This is a genomic window from Streptomyces sp. NPDC004126, from assembly GCF_050275515.1.
Classification (GTDB): domain Bacteria; phylum Actinomycetota; class Actinomycetes; order Streptomycetales; family Streptomycetaceae; genus Streptomyces.
This window is the reverse complement of the sequence record NZ_JBNNPF010000025.1, coordinates 84126-106993: the sequence shown is the minus strand read 5'-3', so window position 1 is coordinate 106993 and position 22868 is coordinate 84126. Positions and strand designations below refer to the sequence as shown.

Here is a 22868-nt window from a genome sequence, read left to right as displayed (position 1 = left end):
CGGGCGGTCCGGGCCCCCCCCCCCGCGGGGGGGGGGGGCCGGGGCCCCCCCCCCCCCCCCACGTCCACGCCCACGCCTCGCGGGAGACCCGATGAAAGCGACCGAAGTCCCGGCGATCGCCGGCGCGTACCTGTTCGAGCCGACGCCGTACGCCGACGAGCGCGGCTTCTTCTGCCGCACCTTCGACGTCGACGTGGTCCGCTCGGTGGGCCTCGACCCGCACTCCTTCGTCCAGGACAGCGTGTCCCGTTCGGTGCGGGGCGTGCTGCGCGGGCTGCACCTGCGCTCCGGCGCCGGCGAGGCCAAGCTGGTGCGGTGCTCGTCCGGGAGCATCTTCGACGTGGTCGTGGACCTGCGGCCGGACTCCCCGACGTACCGCAACCGGGCCTTCTTCGAGCTGTCCGGCGAGACGCAGGCGACGCTGTACATCCCGGCGGGGTGCGCGCACGGTTTCCAGGCGCTGACCGAGACCGCCGACACCTCGTACCGGATCGACCGCCCGCACGATCCCGCCGAGGACGTGACGATCGCCTTCGACGACCCGGAGCTGGCCATTCCGTGGCCGCTGCCGGTCACCTTGATGTCCCGGCGGGACCGGGAGGCGCCCAGCCTCGCCGAGGTCCTGAAGCAGAACGAGAGCTGAGGCCCCAGTGGACACCGAAGACAACCGAGAGTTCGCACTGCCGCGGTCGCGGGCGGCGAACGAGCGGCTGCACGCCCTGGTCCCCGGGGGCGCGCACACCTACGCCAAGGGCGACGACCAGTACCCCGAGGACCTGGCCCCGGTCATCAGCCACGGCCGCGGCGCCCACGTGTGGGACGTCGACGGCAACCGCTACGTCGAGTACGGCTCCGGCCTGCGGTCGGTCAGCCTCGGGCACGCCCACCCGCGCGTGACCGAGGCGGTACGGCGCGAAATCGACCGGGGCGGCAACTTCGTGCGGCCGTCGTTCGTGGAGGTCGAGGCCGCCGAGCGCTTCCTCGCGACGGTGCCGACCGCCGAGATGGTGAAGTTCGCGAAGAACGGCTCCGACGCCACCACCGCCGCCGTGCGCCTCGCCCGCGCCGCCACCGGGCGCCGGCGGGTGGCGATCTGCGGCGACCACCCGTTCTTCTCCACGGACGACTGGTTCATCGGCACCACGCCGATGTCCGCCGGCATCCCGGACGAGGTCAACGAGCTCACCGTGACGTTCCCGTACGGCGACCTGGCCGCCACGGAGGAGATCCTCAGCCGGTACCGGGACGAGGTCGCCTGTCTGATCCTCGAACCCGCCACCCACAGCGAGCCGCCGCCCGGATACCTCGCCGGGCTGCGCGAACTGGCCGACCGGCACGGCTGCGTCCTGGTCTTCGACGAGATGATCACCGGCTTCCGCTGGTCGGAGGCGGGCGCCCAGGGCCTGTACGGAGTGGTCCCGGACCTCTCCACGTTCGGCAAGGCGCTGGGCAACGGCTTCGCCGTCTCCGCGCTGGCCGGGCGCCGCGAGCTGATGGAGCGGGGCGGGCTGCGCCACTCCGGCGACCGGGTGTTCCTGCTGTCCACCACGCACGGCGCGGAGACGCACTCCCTGGCGGCCGCGATGGCCGTGCAGGCCACTTACGCCGAGGAGGGCGTCACGGCGCGGCTGCACGCCCTCGGCGAGCGGCTGGCGGCCGGTGTCCGGGAAGCCGCGGCGGGCATGGGCGTCGGCGACCACGTGGTCGTCCGGGGCCGGGCCAGCAACCTGGTCTTCGCCACCCTCGACGAGAACGGGCAGCCGTCGCAGGAGTACCGCACCCTGTTCCTGCGCCGGCTCCTGGCGGGCGGGGTGCTGGCCCCGTCGTTCGTGGTGAGCGGGGCGCTCAGTGACGCCGACATCGACCACACCGTCGACGCGGTGGCCCAGGCGTGCGCGGTGTACCGCAAGGCGCTGGACGCCGGCGACCCCGGTCCCTGGTTGGGGGGACGCCCGGTGAAGCCGGTGTTCCGCCGCCAGGTGTGAGGTCGTGAGGTGACGCGAGGGGAGGCGGCCGGCCGGAGCGGCGCGGCGTCAGCCGCGCCCGCGCCGGCCGGCGTCGGCCGTCCGGTCGACCAGCCACGCGGTCGCCGGGACCACCGCCAGCGCGGTGCACCAGCCGCCCAGCACGTCGGTCGGGTAGTGGGCGCCCAGGGCGACCTGCGCCCAGCCCATGGCGGCGCCGGCGAGCAGCGCCGCGGCGAGCACGAGCGAGGTGCCGGCCGTCCGGCCGAGGCCGAGCCGGCCGGTCGCCAGCAGCGCGGCCACGAGGGCGAGCGCGGTGGCGAAGGCGGTGTGCCCGCTCGGGAAGGACAGGTTGTCGCCGTGGATGGTGCGTCCCACCACGGACTTGAGCAGCGTCGCCGTCCCCACGGCCAGCGCGGCACCGGCCACGACGAGCACCGCCGCGCGGGGCCTGCGGAGCAGCAGGCAGCCGGTCACGGCGCCCCCGACCAGCACCGCGGCCCCGGCGGGCTCCCCCAGGAAGTCGGTGGCCAGGGCGAGGTACCGCCAGGACGGCCCCACCCCGTACACGGCCGCCCCGACCCGCTCGTCCACCGCGCCGGGCTCGCCGGCGTCGGCGTACAGCACCCCGAGCCCGAGGACCACCAGGGCGGCGAGGACGGCGATCAGCCCGAGCCACGCGCGTAACGACGCGGGCACCACCGCGGGAGCCGGCCCGCGGTCCTTCTGCAGGATTCCAAACACGCCAAAACCCTAACCAACGCCGCGTTCGGCCGGGCGGCATCTCCGAAACCGGCGCGAAGCCGCGCCGAAGCCGGCCGGCCACAGGCTCCGAGGGCCCGGCCCCCGAGGGGGCCGGGCCGGGTTGCGGTGCCCCGGTCAGGCGGTGCAGCGGAGCATCGTCAGCGGGCGGTTGGAGGAGTAGTCCGCCCAGTACTCCTCGCCGTACTTCTCCAGGCCGGACTCCGAGACCTCCAGCGTGACCCACTCGACGCCGGTGAACCCGGCCGCCTTCAGGGTCTGCTCGTACGTCTCCTTCGAGGGCACGGTGGCCTCGAAGGAGACCGGCGGGTCGAGCAGGGCGGTGAGCCGGATGCCGATGCCGATCTCGTTGTCCTTGCCGGTGGATTCGAGCAGGAACCCGTACTTCTCCAGCGACGGGCCGCCGAAGTCGTAGCCGGGGTCCTGCACGAAGAGGTGGAACGCGCCGCCGGGCACGAGGCTGCGCCGGATGTTGCGCATCATCTGCTCGATCTCGGCGACGCCGCCCGCGTAGTTGAACGCCTGCACGGCGACGGCCACGTCGAACGGCTCGTCGAACTCGCGCAGGGTGGTCGTGTCCGCGACCTCGTAGTCGATGCCGAGGGGCGCGGCGCCCTCGATCGCCTTGGCCGCGTCGACCATCGCGCCGGAGATGTCGAAGCCGAAGACGCGGGAGGCGCCGCGGCGCCTCAGCTCGCGGCTGTAGAAGCCGGTGCCGCAGGCGATGTCGAGCACGGACTTGCCGGTGACGTCGCCGACCAGGCCGAGGAAGCCCGGTACCTCGGCGTAGCGGATGATGGGCAGGGTCTTGAAGCCTTCGAACGCTTCGCCGATTCCGTCGTACAGCTGACCACTCATCGCGGTGGTTCCCCCATCGTTCTGTGGCGTCGGCTCCCATGACGAGCCGCGGCCCTCGGCGGGAAGTCTGCTGGGTGGACGAGGGGACTTCGTACTGGCGGAACACACGAACCTGCTGGTCAGGTCACCGAGGTGCGCACAAAGGCCCGTGGCCCCCAACACGGCTGCAGGGTACCGGGATTGGGGCACCCGCCGACTTCCGCTTCCACCCCGGCGATCAAGGACCGGCGCGGGGTGCGGGCCGCCCCGCCCTTCCGCTTCGGCCCGGCGGCGCAGGCCGAGTGGCGGAGATCCACACAGCGGGCCGCTCCGGGGCGCTCACCGCGCCCCGGAGCGGTCGTGGCGCGCCGACCCTACGATGGGCCGTATGGCACAGGCCGTCGAGAGCGCGCGGACCGTCATCCTGACCGTGGACGACGACCCGGGCGTTTCCCGCGCCATCGCCCGTGACCTGCGGCGCCGCTACGGCGGCGGGTACCGGATCGTGCGCGCCGAGTCCGGCGAGTCCGCGCTGGAGGCGCTGCGCGAGCTGAAGCTCCGCGGCGACCTGGTGGCCGTGATCCTCGCCGATTACCGCATGCCCCGGATGAACGGCATCGAGTTCCTCGAACAGGCCCTGAACGTGTACCCGGGGGCGCGGCGCGTGCTGCTGACCGCGTACGCGGACACGAGCGCGGCGATCGACGCGATCAACGTGGTCGACCTCGACCACTACCTCCTCAAGCCCTGGGACCCGCCGGAGGAGAAGCTCTACCCGGTCCTGGACGACCTGCTCACGGCCTGGCGGTCCAGCGACCACCGGCCGGTGCCCGCCACCAAGGTGGTCGGGCACCGCTGGTCGGCGCCGTCCTCGCGGGTGCGGGAGTTCCTGGCCCGCAACCAGGTGCCGTACCGCTGGTACTCCTCCGACGAGCCCGAGGGCCGGCGGCTGCTGGAGGCGGCCGGGGCCGACGGGCAGCGGCTGCCGCTGGTGGTCACCCCCGGGGGCACGGCGCTGATCGAGCCGGAGCCGGCCGAGCTGGCCGCCCACGTGGGACTCGCCACCACCCCGGCGGCCGAGTTCTACGACCTGGTGGTCATCGGCGGCGGCCCGGCCGGGCTCGGCGCCGCGGTGTACGGGGCCTCCGAGGGGCTGCGCACCGTGCTGGTCGAGCGGTCGGCGACCGGCGGGCAGGCCGGCCAGAGCTCCCGCATCGAGAACTACCTCGGCTTCCCGGACGGCGTCTCGGGCGCCCAGCTCACGGAGCGTGCCCGCCGCCAGGCCGCCCGCTTCGGCGCCGAGATCCTCACGGCCCGCGAAGTCACGGGCCTGGAGGTGAAGGGGCCGGCCCGGGTGGTGCGCTTCTCCGACGGTTCGGCGGTCGCCGCGCACAGCGTGATCCTGGCGACCGGGGTCTCGTACCGGCACCTGGGGGCGCCCGGCTGCGACGAGCTGACCGGCCGGGGGGTGTACTACGGCTCCTCCCTCACGGAGGCGGCCTCCTGCGCGGGGCAGGACGTGTACATCGTGGGCGGCGCGAACTCGGCCGGGCAGGCGGCGGTGTACCTGGCGCGGGGCGCGAAGTCGGTGACGCTGCTGGTGCGCGGGGAGTCGCTGACGGCGTCCATGTCGTACTACCTGGTCCAGCAGATCGAGGAGGCCCCGAACATCACGGTGCGCACGCGGACCGTCGTCGAGGCGGCGCAGGGTGAGGACCACCTGGAGCGGCTGGCGCTGCGGGAGGTGGACGGCGGGGCGACGGAACTGGTCGACGCCCAGTACGTGTTCGTGTTCATCGGCGCGGCCCCGCTGACCGACTGGCTGGACGGCACGGTGCTGCGCGACGGGCACGGCTTCATCCTGGCGGGACCGGACCTCACGGCGGACGGCCGGCCGCCGCAGGGGTGGGAGCCGGACCGGCTGCCGTACCACCTGGAGACCAGCGTTCCCGGCGTGTTCGTGGCGGGCGACGCCCGCGCCGAGTCGGCCAAGCGCGTCGCGTCCGCCGTAGGAGAGGGAGCCATGGCCGTCATGCTCGTCCACCGGTACCTGGAGCAGTCGTGAACGGGCGGGGCGGCGGCGGGCAGGTCATGCCCTGCGCGCCGCACGAGATCGCGTCCCTGTTCCTGTTCGAGGAGCTGTCCCCGGAGCAGCTGGGGCGGCTGTGCGCCGAGGGGCGGGTGGAGCGCTTCGAGACGGGTCCGGTGTACACCGAGGGGGAGCCCGCCACCTGCTTCTACGTGATGATCGAGGGGACCGTCGTGCTGTCGCGGCGGGTCGGCGGCGACGACGTCGAGGTGAGCCGTACCTCGCAGCGCGGGGTGTACTCGGGCGCGATGCAGGCCTATCTGGGCGAGCGGGTGCCGCAGACGTACACCAATTCCATGCGGGTGACGGAGCCGACGCGGTTCTTCGTGCTGCCGGCGCAGTCGTTCGCGGACGTCATGCGGGAGTGGTTCCCGATGGCGGCGCACCTGCTGGAGGGGCTGTTCTTCGGTTCGAGGAACAGCCAGCGGGCCATCGGGCAGCGCGAACGCCTCCTGGCGCTCGGTTCGCTGTCCGCGGGACTCACCCACGAGCTGAACAACCCGGCCGCGGCGGCCGTCCGGGCCACCGCGGCGCTGCGCGAGCGGGTCGGCAAGATGCGGCACAAACTGGCGCACATCTCCCAGGGCCGCTACTCGGGCGAGGCGATCGCCGATCTCATCGAGATCCAGGAGCGTACGGTGGAACGGGTCGCGAAGGCGCCGGCGCTGAGCCCGCTGGAGGCCTCCGACCGGGAGGACGAGCTGGCGGACTGGCTGGAGGACCACGGCCTCCCGGAGGGCTGGCGGGTGGCCCCGACCTTCGTGCAGGCCGGGCTGGACACGGACTGGCTGGACCGGGTCGCGGCGGCCGTGGCCGACGACCTGCTGCCGGCGGCGGTCGGCTGGCTCGGCTACACGGTCGAGACCGAGCTGCTGATGGGTGAGATCGAGGACTCCACGGCCCGTATCTCCCACCTCGTCGACGCGGCCAAGCAGTACGCGCAGCTCGACCGGGCCCCGTACCGGGTCGTCGACGTCCACGAGCTCCTGGACAGCACGCTGGTGATGCTGTCCGGGAAGATCGGGCCGGGGGTGCGGGTGGTGAAGGAGTACGACCGTTCGGTGCCGGACGTGCCCGCCTATCCGGCCGAGCTCAACCAGGTGTGGACGAACCTGATCGACAACGCCGTGTCCGCGATCGCGGAGACGGGCGGCGAGGGCACGCTGACGGTCCGCACGGCGCGGGAGGGGGACCGGCTGCTCGTGGAGTTCCGCGACACCGGGCCAGGGGTGCCCGCCGAGATCCGCAGCCGCATCTTCGACCCCTTCTTCACCACCAAACCGGTCGGCGAGGGCACCGGGCTCGGCCTGGACATCTCCTGGCGGATCGTGGTCGGCAAGCACCACGGCAGCCTCCAGGTCGAATCCGTCCCCGGCGACACCCGTTTCCAGGTGCTGCTGCCGCTGACACCACCGGACACCCCCGAGGAGACCGCATGACCGAGATCGACGGGATCGACCCGGGCGCCGCGCCCTCCGGCACCGGGTGCGTGGAGTGCGAGGAGGTGCACGGCTGGTGGTTCCACCTGCGCCGCTGCGCCCAGTGCGGCCACATCGGCTGCTGCGACTCCTCGCCGGCCCAGCACGCCACCGCCCATTGGAAGGCCACCGGTCATCCCCTGGTGCAGAGCTTCGAGCCGGGCGAGGACTGGTTCTGGAACTACTCCACGAACGCCCTGTTCCAGGGCGGCCCGGAACTCACCCCGCCGTCCGAGCATCCGCCGACCCAGCCGGCGCCGGGGCCGTCCGAGCGGGTCCCGCAGGACTGGACGAGCCGGCTGCACTCCTGAAGGCGTCCAGCCGGGCCAGCTCCTCGGCGGTGAGCGCGAGCTCGGCCGCCGCGGCCGAGTCGGTGATCGAGGCCGGGCGGCCCGCTCCCGGTACCGGGATGACGGCCGGGGAGCGGGCCAGCAGCCAGGCCAGGGCGACCTGCTGGGGGCTGACGCCGTGCTCGGCCGCGACGCCGTGGAAGGGGGTGCCGGCGGAGGTGGTGCCGGAGGGGCCGTCCAGGGAGCTGCGCGAGATGCCGCCGAGGGGGCTCCAGGGCAGGAAGGCCAGCCCCAGCCGGGTGCTCAGCCGCAGTTCCGCCTCGGCGTCGCGGACGGCCGGCGAGTACTGGTTCTGCACGGAGACGAGTCCGTCGCCGAGGATCCGGTGCGCCTGGAGGATCTGGGCGGAGGTGACGTTGGAGATTCCCGCGGCGCGGATCGTGCCGGCGTCGAGCAGTTCGCGCAGCGCTCCGACGGACTCCGCCCAGGGTACGGCCGGGTCGGGTTTGTGCAGCTGGTAGAGGCCGATGGCGTCGACGCCCAGGCGCCGGGCGGAGGCTTCGGCGGCGCGTTTGAGGTGGGCGGGGGTGGCGTCGACGGTCCAGCTGCCGTCGCCGGGGCGGCCCCGGCCGCCCTTGGTGGCCACCAGTACGCCCGAGGTGTCGCCGCCGTAGCGGGCCAGGGCGCGGGCGACCAGCCGTTCGTTGTGGCCCTCCTCGCCGGCGTGCCAGTGGTAGCTGTCGGCGGTGTCGACGAGGGTGACGCCGGCGTCGAGGGCGGCGTGGACGGTGGCGACGGCCCGTGCTTCGTCGGGGCGGTGCTCGATGGACAGGGGCATGGCGCCGAGGCCGACGGCGCTGACGGTGGTGTGGCCGATGGTGCGGTACTGCACGGGGTGGCTCCGTTCGCTCAGGCGGTGAGGGCTTCGGCGACGGCGCCGGGCAGCCAGTCGGCGGTGCGGGAGAAGCGGAAGCCCAGCTCCGCCGCGCGGGAGTTGTCCATGGCGTAGTGGCGGTCGAAGGAGAAGGGCGAGGCGTCCGAGCCCGCCGGGACGGTCCGCAGGACGGGCTCCCGGCCGGTCTGCGCGGCGATGGCGTCGAGGAGGCCGTGCACGTCGAGCGGGCCGTCGGAGCAGGCGTTGACGGGGCCGGTGAAGTCGGCCGCGGCCGCCCACAGCAGCACCTCGGCCAGCTCCTCGTGGTGGATGAAGACCGTGGGCCGCGGCCGGGCGTGCACGGTGATCTCCTCGCCCCGGGTGACGCGGCCGGTGTAGTGCGCCAGCCGGCCGGTGAACTCCAGTGCGCCGCCGCCGAGCACGTGGGCGCTGCGTACGCTCGCGAACTCGAAGCCGCCGGCGGCGGCGAGGACGGCCTCCGCCTGGCGCTTGCCCTCGGCGTAGTGCTCCTCCAGGTACGCGGGGTCCTGCCAGGGGAGGTCCTCGGCCACCCGCCAGACGGCCGGGTCCACGGCCGATTCCGGAACCGGCGTGCCGGCGGGTGCGGCGGGGAGGGCGGCCGTGGCCGGGTCGTAGACCTCGATCGTGGAGGTCATGACGTAGCGCCGGGTACGGCCGGCGAAGGCGCGGGCGGCGATGGCGGCCTGCACCGGGGTGTAGCAGACCTGGTCGACCACGACGTCGAAGCCGCGGCCGTCGAGCGCGGCCCTCAGGGCGGCCTCGTCGTTCCGGTCGACGACGAGGTGCTCGACCCCCTCGGGCGGCGGGGTGGAGCCCCGGTTGACCACGGTGACCCGGTGCCCCGCGGCGTGCAGGCGCTCGACCAGGAGCCTTCCGAAGTATCGGCTTCCGCCGATGACGATGATCTTTTGCATGCCCTCATCGTGGAGGCCTATCGTCACCAGCAGAAGTCATGATCTGCTGATCACGCATTAAGGAAAACTGTTGATCGACGTACAGCGGCTCCGCGTACTGCGGGCGGTGGCGGAGCACGGCAGTTTCAACCGGGCGGCCACGGCGCTGCGCCTCACCCCGTCCGCCGTCTCCCAGCAGATCGCCGCGCTGGAGCGCGGTCTCGGCGCGCGGGTCGTCGACCGGAGCACGCGCGGCGTCACCCTCACCCAGGCCGGCCGGATCATGGTCGGCGCCGCCGAGACCGTCGCGGCCGAGCTCGAACACGCGCGGCAGCAGGTCGACCGGCTCGGCACGGGCCGTACCCGGCTCACCGTGGCCACGTTCACCAGCGGGGGCAGGCTGCTGCTGCCGGCCGCGCTCGCCCGGCTGACGGCGGAGCATCCCCGTACCGTGATCCACATCAGGGAGGGCGAACCGGAGGACACCCTGCCGCTGGTCCGGCAGGGCGCCGTGGACCTCGCGCTCGCCTACCGCTTCGACGGCCCGCTGCCCGTCGGGCAGGGCCCCGGCCTGGAGTGGACGCCGCTGATGGAGGACCCGCTGTACGTCGTCCTGCCCCGGGAGCACCGGTTCGAGGGGCGGGACGTCCTGGACCTCTCCGAGCTGGCCGGCGAACCCTGGGTGCTCGGCTGCCTGCGCACCGAGGCGTACCTGCGCCGGTACGCCGGGATCGCCGGCTTCGATCCCGAGGTGCGCGGGACCACCACCGACTACTTCTTCGCGCGCTCGCTCGTGGCCGCGGGCATGGGGATCTCCCTGATCCCCTCGATCGCGCTCGGCCCCGAGGTCCCGGGCCTGCGCGCCGTCCCGGTCGCGGCCCCGGGGCCGGTCCGCCACATCGGGGCCGCCACGCTCGGCCGCGGCGGCCGGCCCCACGTCACGGCGCTCGTCCGCGCCCTCCGCGAGGAGGCCGCGCGGCACTGACCCGCCGCGGCGGCTGTTCTACCGCGTGTACCGGCGGATGCGGTAGCGCAGCCCGGACGTGGAGGTGTGCCAGGCGTCGTCCGCGCCGGCGGTCCATTCCGGGCCGGGTACGGGGGCGTGGGTGTCGCCGTCCACCACCGTGTCGATCTCGGTCACCGAGAGCACCGTGGCGTGCTCCAGGGCGGCCCGGTAGATCTCGCCGCCGCCGATCACCCACGTCTCGCCGGTACCGGCCGCCAGCTCCAGGGCCTCGGCGACCGAGCCGGCGCGCAGCGCGCCCTCGGCCTGCCAGTGCGGGTCGCGGGTGACGACGATGTTGCGCCGGCCGGCGAGCGGGCGGAAGCGCGGGGGCAGCGAGTCCCAGGTCTTGCGGCCCATCACCACGGGGTGGCCGAGGGTGGTGGCCTTGAAGTGCGCCATGTCCTCGGGCAGCCGCCACGGGATGGTGTTGCCGGCGCCGATGACGCCGTCGAGGGTCTGCGCCCAGATCAGTCCGACGGTCATACCGCCACCGGTGCCTTGATGGCCGGGTGGTGCCGGTAGTCGAGCACCTCCACGTCGGAGAAGGCGTAGTCGAAGATCGAGTCGGCCTGGCGCAGGTTCAGCCGGGGGAAGTCGTACGGCGTGCGCGAGAGCTGCTCGGTCACCTGCTCGACGTGGTTGTCGTAGATGTGGCAGTCGCCGCCGGTCCAGATGAAGTCGCCCGGTTCGAGGCCGGTCTGCTGCGCCACCATGTGGGTGAGCAGGGCGTAGCTGGCGATGTTGAACGGCACGCCGAGGAACAGGTCCGCGCTGCGCTGGTACAGCTGGCAGGAGAGCTTGCCGTCGGCCACGTAGAACTGGAAGAAGGCGTGGCACGGGGCGAGCGCCATCCGGGACAGCTCGGAGACGTTCCAGGCGGAGACGATCATCCGGCGGGAGTCCGGGTCGCGCCGGAGCGTGTCGAGCACCTCGGTGATCTGGTCCACGTGCTGCCCGTCGGGGGTGGGCCAGGACCGCCACTGGACGCCGTAGACCGGTCCGAGCTCACCGTCCGCGTCGGCCCACTCGTCCCAGATGGTGACGCCGTGCTCCTGCAGCCAGCCGACGTTCGAGTCGCCGCGCAGGAACCACAGCAGCTCGTACACGATCGACTTGAGGTGCACCTTCTTGGTGGTGACCAGGGGGAACCCCTGGGAGAGGTCGTAACGCAGCTGGTGCCCGAACACGCTTCGGGTGCCGGTGCCCGTCCGGTCGGCCTTCGCCGTCCCGGAGGTGAGCACATGCCGCAACAGGTCTTCGTACTGGGTGTCCGCCACAACCGTCGAGTCTACGAGCCTGCGGGCGGTGCCTCGACCAGGGCGCCGGGCGGCCGGTCAGCGGCGCCGCCACTCCTCGGCCAGCAGGCGGTAGGAGCGGACCCGGTCCGCGTGGTCGTGCGTGATGGTGGTGATCAGCAGCTCGTCCGCGCCCGTGGCCTCCTGGAGCCGTTCCAGGTGGTCGGCGACGGTCCGCGGCGAGCCCGTGAACTGGGTCTCGACCCGGTCGGCGACGAGTTCCCGGTCGGCCTCGGTCCAGGGCAGGGCGCGCGCCTCGGCGAGCGTGGGGAAGGGGATGGCGCCCTCGGCGGTGCGGATGCTGCGCACCCAGGGCGCGTATCCGGCGGCCAGTTCGCGGGCGGTCGCGTCGTCCTCGGCGACCACGACGTCGGCGGACACGGTCAGGTACGGGCGGTCCAGCCCGGCGGACGGTTTGAAGGCCGCCCGGTAGCCCTCGGCCGCCTCCAGCACGGTGGCGGGGCTGACGTGGTAGTTGGCCGCGAACCGCAGGCCGTTGCGGCCGGCGGTCTCCGCGCTGACGCCGCCGCTGCTGCCCAGGATCCACACCTGTACGTCGGCCCCCTCCCCCGGGACGGCGTGCGCCTCCACGCCCTCCGGGGAGCGGTAGTCGCCCCGCAGCAGCGCGAGGACGTCGTCGACCTGCTCGGCGTAGTCCTGCGCCCGGGCGCCGGGCAGGTTCAGCAGCCGCTGCTGGAGCGCCACGCGGGGATGGCCCAGCAGGTGCGCGAAGGAGAAGCGCGGCGGGATGCGCAGCCCGTTCGGCGTCCACCCCTCGAAGGGCTCCGCCGCCTCCGGGTCGCGCTGCGGCGGCCGGCCGGCGGAACGGCCGAGGCCCAGGTCCAGGCGGCCGGGGTGCAGCGCGTCGATCAGGCCGAACTCCTCGACGGTGGACAGGGCGGTGCGGTGGCCGAGCTGCACGGCTCCGGAGCCGAGCCGGATGGTCGTCGTGGCGGAGGCGGTCAGCGCGAGGACGACCGCCGGGGAGGTCCCGGCGACCCCCGGGTTGAGGTGGTGCTCGGCGAACCAGTAGCGGGCGTAGCCGAAGGCCTCGGTCTGCCGGGCGAGGTCGATGCTGCGGTGCAGGGCCTCGGCGGCGGTGGAGCCGGACGGGACGGGGACGAGGTCGAGGACCCCGAGGGGAATGCCGGACATGCCGGGCTCCTTACAGGTCGGAGTGGGCGGTGGCGGGCACGGAGAGCCCGAGGTGGTCGCGCAGGGTGGTGCCCTCGTACTCGGTGCGGAAGACTCCGCGCTCCTGGAGCAGGGGGACGACGGTGTCGGCGAAGACGTCGAGCCCGCCGGGGGTGATGTGGGGGACGAGGATGAAGCCGTCGGCGGCGTCCGCCTGGACCAGGTCGTCGATGGCCCGGGCGACGGTGGCGGCGGAGCCGACGAAGGTCTGCCGGGCGGTGGTCGCGATGACGAGCTCGCGGATCGAGAGGTTCTTGGCCCGGGCGAGCTCGCGCCACCGCCGGGCGGTTTCCCGCGGGTCGCGGAACTGGCGGACGCTGGCCCGGCCGAGGGCGATGGTGTTCTCGCCGGGGACGGGGTCGATGTCGGGCAGCGGCCCGTCGGGGTCGTAGCCGGACAGGTCGCGGTTCCAGACGTGCTCCAGGTACTTGATCGCGGTCTGTCCGCTGACCTGGAGGCGGCGGACCTCGTGCGCGGTCTCGTGCGCCTCGGCGTCGGTGTCGCCGAGTACGAAGGTGGCCGCGGGCAGGATCTTCAGCTGGTCGGGGGTGCGCCCGTACCGGGGGAGGCGGCGCTTGACGTCGGCGTAGAAGGCCCGCCCCTCGTCGAGCGTGCCGTACCGGCCGAAGATCGCGTCGGCGCGGGCGGCGGCGAACTCGCGGCCCTCGTCGGAGTCGCCGGCCTGGAAGTACACGGGGCGGCCCTGCGGGCTGCGCGGCACGTTGAAGTGGCCCTCGATGTCGAAGTGCGGGCCGCGGTGGGTGAAGGCGCCCGCCCGGGCGTCCCGCAGGAAGGTGCCCGAGGCCGGGTCGGCGGCGATCTCGGTGCCGTCCCAGGAGTCGAACAGCCCGGTCGCGGCGGCCAGGAACTCCTCGGCGCGGGAGTAGCGCTCCTCGCGGGGCAGGAACCCGCCCCGCCGGAAGTTCTCCCCGGTGAAGGCGTCCCAGGAGGTCACCACGTTCCAGGCGGCGCGTCCGGCGGAGAGGTGGTCGAGGGTGGCGAACTGGCGGGCCACCTCGTACGGCTCGTTGAAGGTGGAGTTGATGGTCCCGGCCAGGCCGAGGCGTTCGGTGACGGCGGCGAGGGCGGCGAGCACGGTGAAGGTGTCGGGCCGGCCGACCACGTCCAGATCGTGGATCCGCCCGCCCTGTTCGCGCAGGCGCAGTCCCTCGGCGAGGAAGAGGAAGTCGAACTTGGCGCGCTCGGCGGTGCGTGCGAAGTGGACGAAGGAGTCGAAGTCGATGTGGCTGCCGGCCGCCGGGTCGCTCCAGACGGTGGTGTTGTTGACGCCGGGGAAGTGGGCCGCGAGGTGGATCCGCTTGAGCGGCTTGGGCGGTTTGGTGCTCATGGTGGTCCTTCCGGGTCCGGATCAGGCGGCGGGACGGGCGGTGTACCGGCCGGCCGGGCGTTCCAGGCCCAGCAGTCCGCGCAGGGTGGCCGCTTCGTACGCGCGGCGGAAGACCCCGCGCCGCTGGAGCTCGGGCACCAGTGCCCTCGTGATCACGGGCAGGTCGTGGGCGATGGCGCCGGGCCGCAGCCGGAAGCCCGTGAGGCCGGCCGTCCGCCAGTCCTGGAGCAGGTCCGCGAGCTGCGCAGGGGTCCCGGTGAAGACGGCTTCGCCGTCGCCGTACGGGGTGCCCGCGAGGGCGTCGAGGCGTTCCCTGCGCGCGCCGGCCGCCGGGGCGTCCTCGTCCAGGAAGACGGTCAGGTCCCCGAAGAGGTGCAGGGGCCGCTCCGCGGTTCCGGCGGCCTCCCGGGCGCGCCGGATCTCGGCGATCGCGGCGCGCACGCCGTCGGTGTCGCGCGCGGGGAGGTAGCCCGCGTCCGCGGAACGGGCGATGAGACCGTACGCCGGGCCGGCCGCGGCCGCGGCGGTGACCAGGGGCTGTCCCTGGGGCGGGCGGGGGGTGATCGAGGGGCCCCGGACGCTGAAGTGGCGGCCCTCGAAGTCGATGTGGTGCAGCTTGTCGCGGTCGACGAAGCGGCCGGTGGCCACGTCCCGGATCTCCGCGTCGTCGTCCCAGCTGTCCCACAGCCGCCGGACCACCTCGACGTGGTCGGCGGCTTCGCCGTAGGCCTCCGCCTCGGGCAGGGCGGCCGCGCGCCGTCCGAAGTGCCGCAGTTCGTGGGCCGGTTGTGACACCTGGACGTCCAGGCCCGCGCGGCCCCGGCTGACGTGGTCGAGGGTGGCGACGGCCTTGGATATGTGGAAGGGCTCGGTGTGGGTGGCGGTCACGGTCGGGACGAGTCCGATGTTCCGGGTCAGCGGTGCGACGCGGGCGGCGGTGAGCACCGCGTCCAGCCGGCCGCGGACCCGGTCCGTGCGCCCGTCGGGCCCGTCCGGGGAGGAGGACTGGAGGGTGAGGGCGTCGTCGAAGGAGACGAAGTCGAGCAGGCCGGCTTCGGCCTCGGCCACGGCGTCGGCCCAGTAGCGGGCCGTCAGGAGTTCGCCGGGCCTGGCACCGGGCTCGCGCCAGGCGGCCGGATGCCGGCCGGCGCCGTCGAGCGCGACGGCGAGGTGCAGCGGTTCGGAGGCCGCCGCTCGGGACGCGGATGTTGATGCGGATGTTGATGCGGATGCGGATGCCGGCACGTCGAACCACGCCTTTCCGGTCGGCCGCGTGAAGGGGGACCGACTCCTGTTGCGATATCCGCCGAAAACGCTATGTCCAGTCGTTGCGCCATACAATGACCGCCTTGTTAAGGGAAGTTGGCAGTCGTGTTGCCGGGCGGGACCCGGCCGCTCCGCCAACCGGCGGCAGCGGCGGGCTTCTTGCCCCGCCCCCGACGTCTTTCATCCTGAGACCGGCTTGTCCACGATCCGGTCGCGGTATTGCCGGGAGTGCGGTTCCGGGCAAGTATTCCTATCAATCCGATGGGAAAAGTGGGGATCCGGCACCGCCCGGCTTCCACCCCTCGCGCGTGCCCAGGCCTCCCGGCCACCGGCCGGCGCCACCGACAACGTCCCGGAGCAGCCGACATGACCACCGCCCTCCCTCCCGGCACCACCCCACGCCCCTCCCCCGCGCCGCGCCCCGGCGTCCGGGCCTGTCGGTGACGCCGGTGCCGACGACCCCGAGCACCGCGGGCCAGCCGTCCGACGCGGCCCGGCGGCGCGCGCTCCTGCGTACCGCCCGCGACGTGGCGGAGGACCTGGCCGCCGACTCCGTGGCCCGTGAACAGGCGGGCAGGCCGCCGGTCGACGAGACGGCCCGGCTGCGCGAGGCGGGCCTGCTCGCCGCGCTCACCCCGCCCCGGCCGGGCCGCGGCGCGGACTGGCGGACCGGATGCGCCGTCATACGGGAGATCGGCGGGGCGGACAGCTCGCTCGGCGAGGTGCTCGCCCGCCACTACGTGCACACCTGGGGCGGACGCTTCTACGCGGCCGACCACCGCGCCACCGCCCTCGAAGAGGAGTCGGCGCGCGAGCAGTGGCTGTGGACCGGCGCGGTGCGCGCTCCCGCGCCGGGCGGCGAAGCCGACCCGCCGGACCTCACGCTGAAGCCGCGCAGCCCGGGGTACGTGCTGAGCGGGCGCCGCCCCGTGGACACGGCGGTGGCCGCCGCCGACCAGATCGCGGTGGACGCCGTGTGCGCCGTGACGGGCGACGTCCTGGTCGTACGGATACCGCCCGGCGCGCAGGGCGTGACCCTCGAACCCGCCCGCGACCGCCTCGGCCAGCGCGTCGCGGGCGCGGGCGCCGTCGTGTTCGACCGCGTCGCCGTCACGCCCGGGCAGGTGCTGGGCCGCCGTCCGTACGACGAGGAGTCGTCCGCGCCGTTCACCGCACTCGCCGAACCCGCGCTCCGGCTCGCCCTCTGCCACGTCGGCCTCGGCATCGCCGAGGGCGCCCTCACCGAGGCGCGCGACCTCAGCAGGGGCGGCCGCGCGCACCGGCCGCCCGGCGAGGACCCGGACCTCTTCCTCGCCTACGGGGAGCTCGCCACCGCCGCCCAGACCGCCACCGCGGTGGTCGACCGGGCCACGGAGGTGATGGCGCAGGCCCTCGACGCCGGGGAGCAGCTCGACCCCGAGGATCCCGCGGGGGTCGCCGCCCTGGTCGCGACCGCCGAGACGGTGACCTCGGAGGCCGCCCTGCACATCACCGCCCGGGTGCTGGAATTCGCCGAGGCCCCGGGCCTGGACCGGTTCTGGCGCAACGCCCGCGTCCTGACGGCCCACCGCCCGGTCGCGCACCGGCTGCGTTCGATCGGCGAGCACTACCTCAACGGCTCGCACCGCGCGGTGGCGGCCGCCTTCCGCTGACGCGGGGCCCGCGCGGGACGCCGGCCGGAGCCGTACGGGATAATGTCCGCATGCGGATCTCAGCCAGGGCGGACTATGCGGTACGGGCCGCGCTGCAGCTTGCCGCGTCGCAGGACGAAGGGCCGCTGAAGGCGGAGGCCATCGCGGACGCCCAGGAGATCCCGCACAAGTTCCTCGAAGGCATCCTGAACGACATGCGCCGGGGCGGCCTCGTACTGAGCCAGCGCGGCGGCAACGGCGGCTACCGCCTGGCCAGGCCGGCCCGGTCCATCAGCATCGCGGACGTCATCCGCGTCGTGGACGGGCCGCTCGTATCGGTCCGCGGGGTCCGCCCGCCCGACCTCTCCTACACCGGTCCGGCCCAGTCGCTGCTCCCCCTGTGGATCGCGCTGCGGGCCAACGTGCGCGAGATCCTCGACGGCGTCTCGCTCGCCGACGTCGCGTCGTCGGACCTGCCCGCCTCGGTGTCCGCGCTGGCCGACGCGCCCGGCGCCTGGACCAATCCCTAGCCACTGACCTGCGCTTTCTCGTAGGGCGAGACAGCAGCGTCCACCATCTGGTCAGCCTCTTGGGGCGGGTCTCCCGGTCTGCCAAGATGCCTACCAACCAGGTGGGAAAACTAGGGATCCGGGAAGGACGGCCATGCGCACGCTGCACCACGTACACCGGATGCCGTCCCTGATCTCCCGTCGGCACATCGATCTGGTCCGCACGTCCAGCGCCATCTGTCAGCCTGTCTGACCGCCCTCGCCGGGCCTGACCCGGCGGCCGCGCACAGCCGGTGCCGCGCCGCCCGCCCGTCACGCCGGCCGGACCTCGATTCCCGGGGCCGCCCGACGGCCCACCGTTTCCCCAGCCTGCGACCGTGATCCGGCCACCGACCGCCGCGCGCGGGTGCCGTGTGTACCGGTGGCTTCGAGACGTCCGTCTCAGCACTTGAACCCATCCCGTGAAAGGACACCTCCGTGTCTGCCGCAAGATCGCTCACCGCCCTGCGCGCCATCGCCGTCACCGCGACGCTCCCCCTGCTGCTCACCGCTTGCGGCTACGGCTCCGAGGCCGAGAAGAAGGACGAGAAGCCGGCCGGCGCCACGGCTTCCGAGGGCGGTCAGAAGCTCTCCGCGTCCGAGGTCCGCATCGGGTACTTCCCGAACCTGACGCACGCCACCGCCCTGGTCGGCCTCCAGGAGGGCCTGATCGAGAAGGAACTGAGCGGCACCAAGATCAAGCCGCAGTCCTTCAACGCCGGCCCCTCCGAGATCGAGGCCCTCAACGGCGGCTCCCTCGACATCGGCTTCATCGGCCCCTCGCCGTCGATCAACGGCTACGTCAAGTCCAAGGGCTCCAACCTGCGGATCATCTCCGGCTCCGCGTCCGGCGGCGTCAAGCTCGTCGTGAACCCGGACAAGATCAAGACCCTGGACGACCTCAAGGGCAAGAAGATCGCCACCCCGCAGAAGGGGAACACGCAGGACGTCGCGTTCCTCAACTGGATCGCCGAGAAGGGCTGGTCCGTCGACCCCGAGTCCGGCAAGGGCGACGTCTCCGTCGTCCGTACGGACAACAAGGTCACCCCCGACGCCTTCAAGCAGGGCTCGATCGACGGCGCCTGGGTCCCCGAGCCCACCGCCTCCAAGCTCGTCTCCGACGGCGGCAGCGTCCTCCTCGACGAGACCGCCCTGTGGCCCGACAAGAAGTTCGTCATCACGAACGTCATCGTGTCCCAGAAGTTCCTCAAGGAGCACGCGGACGTCGTCGAGGCCGTCCTCAAGGGCACCGTCAAGACCAACGAGTGGATCAACGCCAACCCCGACAAGGCGAAGGCCTCCGCCAACGCCAAGCTCAAGGCCGACAGCGGCAAGGAACTCGAAGCCAAGGTCCTCGACCCGGCCTGGCAGAGCATCCTCGTCACCGACGACCCGCTCGCGAGCACGCTGAAGACCGAGTCGGACTGGGCCGTCAAGGCCAAGCTCCTGGAGAAGCCCGACCTGGCCGGCATCTACGACCTGACGCTCCTCAACAAGGTCCTCAAGGCCGCCGGCAAGCCCGAGGTCTCCGACGCCGGCCTCGGCGCCAAGTAGGCCCCGGCACACCGCGTACGACGGCACCGGCTCCACCGAGGCAACGGCCTCCCGGGGCCGGTGCCGTCGTGCGTGGCGGACAGGACCGCGGACACGACTGCGGACACGACTGCCGACACCCCTGCGGGCACGACCGCGGTCTTGACACCCGCCCGGACGCACGCCGACACTCCAGAACGGCGAATCCTGGTGAACCGGTAGGGAATCATGGGCTGTTCAGTGCTGGACCACGGAACCGACGGCGTCCGCGCCGCCGCGCCGGCGCTCCCGCTGCTCACCTCCCGCCGCCACATCGACCTCCTGCGCGTGTGCAGTGCGGCGAACCCCCCGCACCCCGGCGGCCCCGCGCCCGCCCACCGCTGAGTCCCGGCCGCGCCGAGCCGGCCGCCGGCCACCGTCGTCGCATTCCCAGGGAGAAGCATGTCCACCACTCACCCGACAGCCGCCCCCTCCTTCCGCAGCCGGATCGGCCGTGACACGCGCAGCGGCTACCCCGCCGTCCCCCACCGCTACCGGCTCCACCTCTCTCCGTCCGGGCCGTCCTGTCTGCGCATCGCGGTCACGCACAGCCTGCTCGGCCTGGCGGACGCCCTCCCGATGACGCTGCTCCCCGCCGTGCCCGACGCCCCGGACGGCGGACACCTGGCACTGCGCCCGCTCTACCAGGCCAGCTCCCACCGGTACCCCGGACCGGCCGTGGCCCCCGTACTCGCCGACTGCTGGACCGGACGGATCGTCAGCACGCACGCCCCGGACATCCTCCAGGACATGGGCCGGCTCTTCGACGCCGGCGGCCGGCAGCTGTACCCGGCCGGCGCCGACGACCGGATCGAGGCCGTCGGGCGGCTCTGCGCGCAGGGCATCGACGCGGCGGCACAGCTCGCCGGCCAGTCCGGCACCGACCCGGCGGAGCGGGACACCGCGCTCGCCACCCTGCTGCGCGCGCTCGGCGCGCTGGAGCGCCGGCTCTCCTGCGCCGAGTACCTGCTCGGCACGGAACTCACCGCGGCCGACGTGCAGTTGTGGGTGACGCTGGTGCAGCTGGACACCGTGCACCGCTGGCACCTGGACGCGGCAGCGGTGTACCGCCTCACCGACCACCCGCACCTGTGGTCGTACGCCCGGCGCCTGGCGGCACACCCCGCCTTCGCGCCCCACCTGGACCTGGACGGCACCGCCCTGCGCCACCACGCGCAGTGCCGCGGCACGGAGGCCGCCGGCGCGGCGGTACGGATCGTGGACTGGGCGGGCCACGTACCGGCCACCACGCCCGCCCTCGGCACGGGCCGGACCGGCGGCTGACGGTCCCCCGCACGCCCGCCGGGATCCGCCGGTCACCTCCGTGAACCGCGCGGGAACTCCCGTCCCCTGCCGCCCGACTACCGGTACGTGGGCGGCGAACACCCGTCGCTCCACGCGGTGCGGAGCGACGGGAAGGTACGGGATGGGCGGCCTGGATGTGCGCATGAGGGCGGTGGCCTGCCGGCACGGCCGGGTGGAGGCGGTCTCGGACGTGGATCTGGACATCGCCGCCGGTGAGCGCGTGGCGCTGACCGGGACCAACGGCTCCGGCAAGACCACCCTGCTGCGCGCGGTGCTCGGGCTGCACCGCCGGACCACCGGCTCCATCGCGGTCGGCGGCCGGGAGACCGGCTCCGCCGCCGAGTGGGCCTGGCGGCGGCGCGCCTGTGCCTGGATCCCCCAGAAGCCGGCCGCCGGCCGCTTCCCGCTGCTCGGGCGCGAGCTCCTGGCGAGCAGCACGGCGCCCGGGCCGGCCCGCGAGGCCGCCGCCCGGCTGGGTGTCGGGGCACTGGTCGAACGTCCCCTGCACACCCTGTCCGGCGGGCAGTTGCAGCGGATGTACCTGGCCCGGGCCATCGGCTGCGTCGCCGCGGGCGCGCAGCTGCTGCTGGCGGACGAACCCACCGCCGCCCTCGACTTCGACGGGCAGGCGGAGGCCGCGGACGTGCTGCTGTCCCTCCCCGTCACCCTGGTCGTCGTCACCCACGACCGGGCCCTGGCGGACCGCTGCGACCGGGTCCTGGAGATGGCCGCGGGCCGGCTGCGGGAGGTCCGGTGACCTCCGTGACCCTCGCCGCCGCCGACCTCGGCGCGCTGCTGGAGCTCGTCCCCGTTCAGCGGGCCGGGGCCGCCCTGCTGCTGGCGGCGGTCGGGCTGCCCGTGATCGGAGTGGTCATCGTCGGGCTGGACATCATGCCGGTGCGGTTCGCCATGATGCACGTCGCCCTCCTCGGCATCGCCGTCGGCCTGCTGACCGGTCTCGACCCCATGCTGTGCGCGCTCGTCGCGTGCGCCCTCGCCGGTGCGGGCGTCGCACCGCTGGCCCGTACGCCGGACGGGATGTCCGGTGCGATGGGGCTGCTGATGAGCCTGGCGATCGCCGCGGCGCTGCTCCTCCTGGCGGTGTCGGGGGTCAACGCGTCCGGCGCCTTCGCCCTGCTCTGGGGATCGATCCTCTCGGTCGGGACGTCGGACCTGATCGTCCTCGGGGTGCTCGCCGTCGCCGTGCCGGGCCTCTTCTGGTGGCGTCGGCGCGAGATCGGTCTGCTGCTCCACGACCGCGAGCTCGCCCAGTGCTCGGGCGTACCGGTCCGGGCACTGACCGCCGCCCTGCTCGTCCTGGTCGCCATCGCCGTCGCCGGGGCGATCAAGCTGACCGGTGCGCTGCTGGTCGACGCCCTGACCCTGCTGCCCGCGCTCGCGGCGCGCCGCCTGGGCAGCTCCCTGAAGTCGATCACGCTCTGGGCCGTCGGCACGGGCGTCGTCGTCAACCTGACCGGTTTCCTCCTGGCCCTGTGGCTGGACTGGCCGCCCGGGCCGGTCCTCGTCCTGACGGCGGGGGCAGTCGTCCTCGCCGTGCATTTCATCCCCGAACGGAGAATCAGCTCATGGCGCGCACCCGCGTCCGTATCCCTGCCCTCGTCGCACTGAGCGCGGCACTCCTCCTGACCGCGGCGTGCGGCAGCGACAAGGCTTCCGACGACGCGCCCGCCAGGAGCGGTGGCGAGGCGAAGGGCAAGCCCGTGGTGGTCGTGACCACCACCTGGGAAGGCGCCTTCGCCAAGGCCGCCGGCGCCGAGGACGTGAAGGTCATCGTCCCGCAGTCGGTGCACCACGCTCCCGACTACGACCCGAAGCCTTCCGACCTCGCGGCCGTCGCGAAGGCCGACTTCGTGCTCTACGCGCCCTTCGAGCCGTACGCCGCGAAGATCAAGGAAGCCGCCGGCTCCAAGGCGAAGCTGGTCGAGGTCGGCCTCGACAACGACCCCGACAAGGTCAGGGCCGAGGTCGACAGGCTGGGCGCCCTCTTCGGCACGGCGGACGCCGCCACGAAGTGGAAGACCGGATTCGACGCCGAGTACGGCAAGCTGAACAAGGAGCTCCAGGCCGTCTGGCCCGGCGGGAAGAGCCCCGCGGTGGTCGCCCAGGTCTTCACCGCGTGGTCGGCGAAGCTCGCGGGCGCCACGGTGGCCGGCACGTACGGGCCCGAAGCGGTCACCCCGGCGCAGCTCGCCGAGCTCTCGGCGATGAAGCCCGCCCTCGTCCTGGACAACGCCCACATGTCGACCGGGACCGTGCTCCCCGACTCGGGCGCCAAGCAGGTCAAGATCGTCAACTACCCGGGCGAGGACCTCGATCTGCTGCCCGTCTACCGCAACGCCGCGGCCGAGCTGAAGAAGGCCATGGGCGCCTCCTGACCGGGGCGGCCCACGGGCCCGGCTCGACGAGGACCCATTTCATGTCCTCGGGCTTGACGTTGTGGTAGTAGCGGGCCG

At 73.6% G+C, this 22868-nt stretch carries 24 protein-coding genes; 15 read left to right on the top strand and 9 right to left on the bottom strand.

Annotated elements, in window-relative coordinates; translation table 11 throughout:
• Positions 1–91: 91 nt before the first annotated feature.
• Positions 92–643 (top strand): dTDP-4-dehydrorhamnose 3,5-epimerase, encoded by a 552-nt coding sequence (gene rfbC, locus ACQKM2_RS23585; protein ID WP_427712811.1) that lies wholly within the window; start codon positions 92–94, stop codon positions 641–643.
• A 7-nt stretch (positions 644–650) separates the two neighbouring features.
• Complete coding sequence (locus tag ACQKM2_RS23580) at positions 651–1985, top strand: glutamate-1-semialdehyde 2,1-aminomutase (RefSeq protein WP_427712808.1); 1335 nt, start codon at positions 651–653, stop codon at positions 1983–1985.
• Positions 1986–2033: 48 nt separating this feature from the next.
• Here the strand turns inward: ACQKM2_RS23580 and ACQKM2_RS23575 are convergent, their stop codons facing one another.
• Positions 2034–2708 carry a phosphatase PAP2 family protein gene (locus ACQKM2_RS23575; protein WP_427712805.1) on the bottom strand — a complete coding sequence of 225 codons (675 nt, stop codon included), beginning with the start codon at positions 2706–2708 and terminating at the stop codon, positions 2034–2036.
• Between the two features lie 135 nt (positions 2709–2843).
• Positions 2844–3584: a class I SAM-dependent methyltransferase gene (locus ACQKM2_RS23570; RefSeq protein WP_427712802.1), complete on the bottom strand. Its 741-nt coding sequence runs from the start codon at positions 3582–3584 to the stop codon at positions 2844–2846.
• A 367-nt stretch (positions 3585–3951) separates the two neighbouring features.
• Between ACQKM2_RS23570 and ACQKM2_RS23565 the strand changes: the two genes are divergently transcribed.
• The 3 genes from ACQKM2_RS23565 to ACQKM2_RS23555 are packed head-to-tail and all read left to right on the top strand — an operon-like array spanning position 3952 to position 7441.
• Positions 3952–5628, top strand: a complete 1677-nt coding sequence (locus ACQKM2_RS23565; RefSeq protein WP_427712799.1) for an FAD-dependent oxidoreductase — start codon at positions 3952–3954, stop codon at positions 5626–5628.
• Between the two features lie 26 nt (positions 5629–5654).
• Positions 5655–7091 (top strand): ATP-binding protein, encoded by a 1437-nt coding sequence (locus ACQKM2_RS23560; protein WP_427712837.1) that lies wholly within the window; start codon positions 5655–5657, stop codon positions 7089–7091.
• The gene (locus ACQKM2_RS23555) at positions 7088–7441 is read left to right on the top strand and encodes a UBP-type zinc finger domain-containing protein (protein ID WP_427712797.1); all 354 of its coding nucleotides are present in this window, start codon (positions 7088–7090) and stop codon (positions 7439–7441) included. Before ACQKM2_RS23560 ends, ACQKM2_RS23555 begins: the two co-directional genes overlap by 4 nt.
• Here ACQKM2_RS23555 and ACQKM2_RS23550 read toward each other — a convergent pair.
• Both ACQKM2_RS23550 and ACQKM2_RS23545 read right to left on the bottom strand, forming a co-directional pair.
• Complete coding sequence (locus ACQKM2_RS23550) at positions 7350–8312, bottom strand: aldo/keto reductase (protein WP_427712795.1); 963 nt, start codon at positions 8310–8312, stop codon at positions 7350–7352. The genes ACQKM2_RS23555 and ACQKM2_RS23550 overlap by 92 nt on opposite strands.
• Positions 8313–8329: 17 nt before the next feature.
• Complete coding sequence (locus ACQKM2_RS23545) at positions 8330–9250, bottom strand: NAD-dependent epimerase/dehydratase family protein (RefSeq protein WP_427712792.1); 921 nt, start codon at positions 9248–9250, stop codon at positions 8330–8332.
• Positions 9251–9320: 70 nt separating this feature from the next.
• On the opposite strand from ACQKM2_RS23545, the gene ACQKM2_RS23540 reads away from it, so the two are divergent.
• Positions 9321–10214, top strand: a complete 894-nt coding sequence (locus tag ACQKM2_RS23540; protein ID WP_427712790.1) for a LysR family transcriptional regulator — start codon at positions 9321–9323, stop codon at positions 10212–10214.
• An 18-nt stretch (positions 10215–10232) separates the two neighbouring features.
• Here ACQKM2_RS23540 and ACQKM2_RS23535 read toward each other — a convergent pair whose 3' ends face one another.
• From ACQKM2_RS23535 to ACQKM2_RS23515, 5 genes are read right to left on the bottom strand one after another with little or no spacing between them, the layout of a single operon-like run.
• Positions 10233–10718: a dihydrofolate reductase gene (locus ACQKM2_RS23535; RefSeq protein WP_427712787.1), complete on the bottom strand. Its 486-nt coding sequence runs from the start codon at positions 10716–10718 to the stop codon at positions 10233–10235.
• Positions 10715–11512: a thymidylate synthase gene (locus tag ACQKM2_RS23530; RefSeq protein ID WP_427712784.1), complete on the bottom strand. Its 798-nt coding sequence runs from the start codon at positions 11510–11512 to the stop codon at positions 10715–10717. Before ACQKM2_RS23530 ends, ACQKM2_RS23535 begins: the two co-directional genes overlap by 4 nt.
• Positions 11513–11569: 57 nt before the next feature.
• A complete protein-coding gene (locus ACQKM2_RS23525; RefSeq protein ID WP_427712781.1) occupies positions 11570–12685 on the bottom strand; it encodes an LLM class flavin-dependent oxidoreductase in 1116 nt (371 codons plus the stop codon).
• Between the two features lie 10 nt (positions 12686–12695).
• Positions 12696–14072, bottom strand: a complete 1377-nt coding sequence (locus ACQKM2_RS23520) for an NtaA/DmoA family FMN-dependent monooxygenase (protein WP_427712778.1) — start codon at positions 14070–14072, stop codon at positions 12696–12698.
• Positions 14073–14093: 21 nt separating this feature from the next.
• The gene (locus tag ACQKM2_RS23515; protein WP_427712775.1) at positions 14094–15317 is read right to left on the bottom strand and encodes an LLM class flavin-dependent oxidoreductase; all 1224 of its coding nucleotides are present in this window, start codon (positions 15315–15317) and stop codon (positions 14094–14096) included.
• 470 nt (positions 15318–15787) lie between these two features.
• Between ACQKM2_RS23515 and ACQKM2_RS23510 the strand changes: the two genes are divergently transcribed.
• The 9 genes from ACQKM2_RS23510 (at position 15788) to ACQKM2_RS23470 (ending at position 22790) form a co-directional block, all read left to right on the top strand.
• A complete protein-coding gene (locus ACQKM2_RS23510) occupies positions 15788–16990 on the top strand; it encodes an acyl-CoA dehydrogenase (protein ID WP_427712773.1) in 1203 nt (400 codons plus the stop codon).
• 50 nt (positions 16991–17040) lie between these two features.
• Positions 17041–17499 (top strand): RrF2 family transcriptional regulator, encoded by a 459-nt coding sequence (locus ACQKM2_RS23505; RefSeq protein ID WP_427712771.1) that lies wholly within the window; start codon positions 17041–17043, stop codon positions 17497–17499.
• Between the two features lie 133 nt (positions 17500–17632).
• Complete coding sequence (locus tag ACQKM2_RS23500; protein ID WP_427712769.1) at positions 17633–17731, top strand: putative leader peptide; 99 nt, start codon at positions 17633–17635, stop codon at positions 17729–17731.
• Between the two features lie 224 nt (positions 17732–17955).
• Positions 17956–19071 carry an aliphatic sulfonate ABC transporter substrate-binding protein gene (locus ACQKM2_RS23495; RefSeq protein ID WP_427712767.1) on the top strand — a complete coding sequence of 372 codons (1116 nt, stop codon included), beginning with the start codon at positions 17956–17958 and terminating at the stop codon, positions 19069–19071.
• Positions 19072–19278: 207 nt separating this feature from the next.
• A complete protein-coding gene (locus tag ACQKM2_RS23490; protein WP_427712765.1) occupies positions 19279–19434 on the top strand; it encodes a hypothetical protein in 156 nt (51 codons plus the stop codon).
• Positions 19435–19491: 57 nt separating this feature from the next.
• Complete coding sequence (locus ACQKM2_RS23485; protein ID WP_427712763.1) at positions 19492–20373, top strand: glutathione S-transferase C-terminal domain-containing protein; 882 nt, start codon at positions 19492–19494, stop codon at positions 20371–20373.
• 142 nt (positions 20374–20515) lie between these two features.
• Positions 20516–21151 carry a metal ABC transporter ATP-binding protein gene (locus ACQKM2_RS23480; RefSeq protein WP_427712761.1) on the top strand — a complete coding sequence of 212 codons (636 nt, stop codon included), beginning with the start codon at positions 20516–20518 and terminating at the stop codon, positions 21149–21151.
• On the top strand, positions 21148–22023 hold the full coding sequence (locus tag ACQKM2_RS23475) for a metal ABC transporter permease (RefSeq protein WP_427712758.1): 876 nt from the start codon (positions 21148–21150) through the stop codon (positions 22021–22023). The genes ACQKM2_RS23480 and ACQKM2_RS23475 overlap by 4 nt, the downstream gene beginning before the upstream one ends.
• Positions 21981–22790 (top strand): metal ABC transporter solute-binding protein, Zn/Mn family, encoded by an 810-nt coding sequence (locus ACQKM2_RS23470; protein ID WP_427712755.1) that lies wholly within the window; start codon positions 21981–21983, stop codon positions 22788–22790. The genes ACQKM2_RS23475 and ACQKM2_RS23470 overlap by 43 nt, the downstream gene beginning before the upstream one ends.
• Positions 22791–22868 lie beyond the last annotated feature (78 nt).